We start from the raw sequence: 5,066 nt of genomic DNA, 5'->3' as shown, positions 1-5,066 counted from the left end.
GGACGGCTCGGCGCAACTGCAGCGCAACGGCGGCGACGGGCACAAGACAGCGGCTGGCGTGCAGGGCGGCACCACCCGGCGGGAGCGGCGTGAAGCCGCACGTCGGCAGGGCCGCGGAGCCAAAGCTCCCAAATCGGCGAAACGACGATAAAACCCCAACGAGTATCTGGGACATGGACGTCAACGAAACTCTGCTGCCCGGCATCGGTGTGCGCTACGAATTCAAAAGTCAGGACGGCGACTTGGTCGGCGTCATCAGGCGGCGCGACGGTGACTTCGAAATCGTCCAATACGCGCCTGACGACCCCGACCAGGCCCGATTGCTGCTGCACCTGACCGACGACGAGGCCGACGCTTTCGCTCAAATCCTGGGTGCGCCCAGGATTGCCGAGAAGTTCACCGAACTGACCAAGAAATTACCGGGCATCGATTCTCGACAGATCCGCGTCGGGGCGGGCAGCCCCTTCGTCGACCGGCCGCTCGGCGAGACGCAAGCACGTGCGCGCACCGGCGCGTCGATCGTGGCGATTGTCCGTCACGACAAGGTGATTCCCTCGCCGACACCTGCCGAGGAACTGCACGCAGACGATGTACTGATCGTGATCGGCACCGATGACGGTATCGTCGGCGTCGAACGCCTCATCGAAAAGGGTTGAATTTTTGGAAGTTGCGGTGCCGTTGCTCTTGCAACTGGGCGCCGTTCTCACCGCACTTGCTCTGCTAGCCGCTGTCGCACGCCGATTCGCGTTGTCGCCGATACCGGTCTATTTGCTGGCAGGACTCGCGCTGGGCAACGGCGGAATCGACCCCGTCGCTGCGGCAAGCGAATTCATTTCCACCGGCGCGCCCATCGGTGTAGTTCTGCTACTGCTCACGTTGGGCCTGGAATTCTCCGCCCCCGAATTCGCCAGCAGCCTGCGCCACCATTTACCTTCCGCTTCGGTCGATATCGTGCTCAACGCGACACCCGGGGCGGTCGCCGGATGGTTGCTGGGACTCAACGGCCTCGGCATCCTCGCGCTGGCCGGTGTCACCTACGTGTCGTCCTCCGGCCTCATTGCGCGCCTGCTCGAAGACCTGCACCGGCTCGGTAACCGCGAGACGCCGTCAGTACTGGCGGTATTGGTGCTCGAAGACTTCGCGATGGCGGCATACCTGCCGGTGTTCGCCGTGCTGGCCTCCGGTGGAACGTGGCTGCTCGCGCTGGGCGGGATGGTCCTCGCGGTCACCGCGTTCTGGTTGGCCTTCGCCGCGTCGTATCGCTGGGGTCATCATGTCGGCCGGCTGGTCGGGCACCCCGATTCCGAGCAGCTGCTGCTGCGGGTGCTGGGCCTGACGTTGATCGTCGCGGCGCTGGCCGAGTACTTGCACGCCTCGGCTGCGGTCGGTGCATTCCTGGTTGGGTTGACGTTGACCGGAGAAACCGCGGATCGGGCCAGGCGAGTGCTGGGGCCGCTGCGCGATCTGTTCGCTGCGGTGTTCTTCGTCGGCGTCGGCGTTGCGGTTGATCCGCAGAGTCTGATTCCGGCGCTGCCGGTCGCGATCGCCCTGGCCGTCGCCACCAGCTTGACGAAAGTAGCCACCGGTGTGTTCGCCGCCCGGCGCGACGGAGTGGGGCGGCGCGGCCAGTGGCGCGCCGGCACCACGCTCATCGCCAGGGCCGAATTCTCGTTGATCATCATCGGTTTGATCGGCGATACGATCCCGGGCTTGGCGCCGCTGGCGATGTCGTACGTGTTCATCGTCGCGACAGTCGGTCCGGTGTTAACCCGCTTCACCGGTGGCCCACTGCCGCGCAGCGCGCGTGCGAGGTAGGCGCGGCGCAGGCCCCGTCTTATCAAGTCGTCAACCGATGTGTAAGGCGACCACCTGCCATCGCGGTCCGTCGGTCGCGGGAAGTTGCTCGACTCGGCAGGCGATGGCGTGAACGCGACGCCCGCGGCTGTAGGTGCCGAATACTTCGGCCGCAGTGGCGGCCCCAGCGGCGCGGTCACCGCCCGCGGCTTGCAACCGCACCCGTCGCAATACCGCCACGGCTTGACGGGCCGCCGTCAACTGGTTCGCCGCCAGAACGGAGTCGACCAGAGTAGCCGCCAGCAGCGGACGAAGCTGAGCCGGCGATCGGCGGCGGTCGATCACCTCGAGCACTCGGCGCAGTGCGCCCTCGGCGAACGCCGCCGCCGGCCGCAGCGCAGCCGACATGCTGTCCGCCGGCTTCCCGCAACCGCGACCATCGGGGATGCGCGCAACGGGACGCCGCAAGGCGGCAGAGGGTAGCCGCTGGCATCGCCGGACCTCTCGAACCGGCGGCTCGTAGTCGACGACGCGCCGGACGACGTGTATTGGTTGGTCAGGGAAATCGACAGTCAACGGGACACTCTCCAGCGGTCGGTCGAAACGGGGGCAAGCCTGCTGGAGAGTGGCAGACGGCTGCGAGCATCATGGCATAGTCGGCGCATCTGGGTACTCGGGCGGCACACAGCTGCGTTGGCGGTTACGGTGAGCGGCATTATCGGTAGCTGAACGACGAGCGAGGGAGACAGGAAGTGGCGCGGTTATCCACTGCGGACGCGTCCTTCTATCACCTGGAGAACACCGACACCCCGATGTACGTCGGGACATTGCTGATCTTGCGCAAGCCGCGCGCGGGGTTGAGCTACGAGACCTTGCTGTCCACCGTCGAACGGCGACTTCCCCAGATCCCGCGCTACCGGCAAAAGGTCCGCGAGATCACGCTGGGCTTGGCCCGGCCGGTGTGGATCGATGATCGCGACTTCGACATCACCTACCACATCCGGCGGTCGGCGCTGCCGTCGCCGGGCAGCGACGAGCAGCTGCACGAGCTGATCGCTCGGCTGGCCGAGCGGCCACTGGACAAGGCCCGGCCGCTGTGGGAGATGTATCTGGTCGAGGGCCTGGCCAAGGGCCGCCTGGCGATCTACACGAAGTCCCATCAGGCGCTGGTCAACGGGGTGACAGCTCTTGCACTCGGGCATGTCATCGCCGACCGGACGCGACGGCCGCCGACCTTCGCCGAGGACATTTGGGTGCCCGGCCGCGAACCCAGCACCCCCCAGCTGCTCATCAAGGCGGTCGGGGACTGGGTGTCTGCTCCTCGGACGCAACTGCAGGCCGTCAGCTCCGTAGTCGCCGGACGTACCACCTCGGGATTATTCGCTGAAGCGGGTCGTCGATTCCTTGACAACGCACGGGCGTTAACGCGCGGCACGGCGCCGAGCAGCCCGTTGAACGCCACCGTGTCCCGCAACCGGTTGTTCACGGTCGCGCGCGGACGGCTGGAGGACTACCGGACAGTGCGGGCGCGCTACGACTGCGATGTCAACGACGTGGTGTTGACAGTGGTCACCGGTGCCCTGCGGAATTGGTTGCTGTCGCGCGGTGAGGCAGTGGCGCCGACCACGACGGTCCGGGCAATGGCGCCGCTGTCGGTTCACTCGGAAGACCACGCTCAGTCGTTCAGTCCCGGCCAGGCGATCGGCCAGGTGACGCCGTTTTTGGTTGACCTGCCGGTGGGGGAGGGCAACGCCGTGGTGCGGTTGTCCCAGATCGCGCACGCCACCGAATCACATCCCACTGCCGCCAGTCGGGTCGACGCCCAAACCATCGTCACGCTGTCCGGCTTCGCGCCACCGACGTTGCATGCCATGGCGGTGCGGGTCGCCACCGATTTCTCCGCGCGGCTGTTCAATCTGTTGATCACCAACGCACCGGGTGCGCAGTCGCAGCTGTACATCGCCGGCGCCAAGCTGCTGGAGGGTTACACGGTGCCCCCACTGCTGCAAAACCAGGCACTGGCCATCGGCGTTACGTCCTACAACGGCATGCTTTATTTCGCGATCAACGCCGACCGGAAAGCGATGAGCGACGTCCACGTAATGCCGGCGTTGCTGCAGGAATCGCTCGACGAGCTGCTCGAAGCCGCGCGTTAAGGGTCGTTTCACGCCCGGTTGAATATGATTGCCCCTCTGCCGTCCACCATCGACTACGACGAAGTGAAAAAGCCGAATGTCAAGCTGCCCGCACGTCCCATCGTCAGTGGCAGCTATCAGCGACCGCCCCGCGAGTTGTCGACCTATGTCGGCGACCACGTCGCGATCCCGGTCGGTGAGCGAAAGCGATAGGACTACCGATTCTTGATGCGGGTCTACATTCCGGCGACCCTGGCCATGCTGCAGCAGCTGGTCGCCGGCGGTTCGCTATGGCCCGTCAACGGCACCGCGTTCGCGGTGACACCGAGATTGCGGGAGGCCTACGCCGAAGGCGACGACGAAGAATTGGGCGAGGTGGCGCTGCGCGATGCCGCGCTGGCGTCGTTGCGGCTGCTGGCTGCTGCCGGCGACGAGGCCGCCGGAGACTTGCTGCCGCGGCGCGCGGTGCTCGTCGTCGACGCCGAGGAGGTGACCCTGCGTCCCGACCTCGACGACGCGGTGGTTCGGCTCGGCGGGGCGGTAACGGCCGACCAGGTCGTCGCCGCATTCGTGGACAACGCCGCAGCCGAACCGGCGGTGACGGCGGCCATCGAGGTGGTGGATGCCGCTGATCTGGGAGACGAGGACGCCGAACTGCTCGTCGGCGACGCCCAGGACCACGACCTGGCCTGGTATGCGACCCAGGAGCTACCGTTCCTGCTCGAGTTGCTCTAAACAGCGGGTAGCTACGCGGCAGTAACCTACGATACCGTAGGTTGACGGCGATCCGTGGCTTCACCGTCACCGCAAACCTGCCCAGGAGCTTCCCTTGAGCAAGAAAATCGCGAAGATCACCGCCGACGTCGTCGACACTCGACGGCCGACGGTCGCCGGCGCGGACAAGCACCCCGGCTGGCACCTGCTGCGCAGGGCCGCCGCGCGGATCACCACCCCGCTGCTGCCGGACGACTACTTACATCTGGCCAACCCGTTGTGGACTGCGCGTGAGCTGCGGGGCCGGGTGCTTGACGTGCGCCGCGAAACCGAAGATTCGGCCACGCTGGTCATCAAACCGGGTTGGGGCTTCACCTTTGACTATCAACCCGGTCAGTACATCGGCATCGGCGTGTTGATGGA

7 protein-coding genes and 1 pseudogene are annotated in these 5,066 nt (G+C 66.1%); 7 read left to right on the top strand and 1 reads right to left on the bottom strand.

The features are described 5' to 3' along the window. The 3 genes from WA317_RS19765 to WA317_RS19755 form a co-directional block, all read left to right on the top strand. The coding region (locus tag WA317_RS19765; protein WP_425174647.1) for a hypothetical protein at positions 1–151 on the top strand (151 nt) is incomplete at its 5' end. 22 nt (positions 152–173) lie between these two features. Further along, positions 174–656, top strand: a complete 483-nt coding sequence (locus WA317_RS19760; RefSeq protein ID WP_425174646.1) for a cation:proton antiporter regulatory subunit — start codon at positions 174–176, stop codon at positions 654–656. Between the two features lie 4 nt (positions 657–660). Continuing rightward, the gene (locus WA317_RS19755) at positions 661–1,815 is read left to right on the top strand and encodes a cation:proton antiporter (protein WP_425174645.1); all 1,155 of its coding nucleotides are present in this window, start codon (positions 661–663) and stop codon (positions 1,813–1,815) included. Positions 1,816–1,845: 30 nt separating this feature from the next. Here the strand turns inward: WA317_RS19755 and WA317_RS19750 are convergent, their stop codons facing one another. Further along, positions 1,846–2,370 (bottom strand): Rv3235 family protein, encoded by a 525-nt coding sequence (locus tag WA317_RS19750; RefSeq protein ID WP_425174644.1) that lies wholly within the window; start codon positions 2,368–2,370, stop codon positions 1,846–1,848. Positions 2,371–2,546: 176 nt separating this feature from the next. Here WA317_RS19750 and WA317_RS19745 point away from each other — a divergent pair, with 176 nt between their 5' ends. From WA317_RS19745 to WA317_RS19730, 4 genes and pseudogenes are all read left to right on the top strand, one after another. Next, on the top strand, positions 2,547–3,950 hold the full coding sequence (locus WA317_RS19745; RefSeq protein WP_425174643.1) for a WS/DGAT/MGAT family O-acyltransferase: 1,404 nt from the start codon (positions 2,547–2,549) through the stop codon (positions 3,948–3,950). A gap of 24 nt (positions 3,951–3,974) precedes the next feature. Continuing rightward, the gene (locus tag WA317_RS19740) at positions 3,975–4,142 is read left to right on the top strand and encodes a hypothetical protein (protein ID WP_425174642.1); all 168 of its coding nucleotides are present in this window, start codon (positions 3,975–3,977) and stop codon (positions 4,140–4,142) included. A gap of 12 nt (positions 4,143–4,154) precedes the next feature. Further along, on the top strand, positions 4,155–4,664 hold the full coding sequence (locus WA317_RS19735) for a DUF6912 family protein (RefSeq protein ID WP_425174641.1): 510 nt from the start codon (positions 4,155–4,157) through the stop codon (positions 4,662–4,664). Positions 4,665–4,758: 94 nt separating this feature from the next. After that, positions 4,759–5,066, top strand: a pseudogene (locus tag WA317_RS19730) (ferredoxin reductase); the annotation flags it as partial.

This window comes from Mycobacterium sp. (assembly GCF_049802695.1).
In the GTDB taxonomy this organism is placed as follows: Bacteria; Actinomycetota; Actinomycetes; order Mycobacteriales; family Mycobacteriaceae; genus Mycobacterium.
This window is presented reverse-complemented; position numbering and strand designations above follow the sequence as displayed.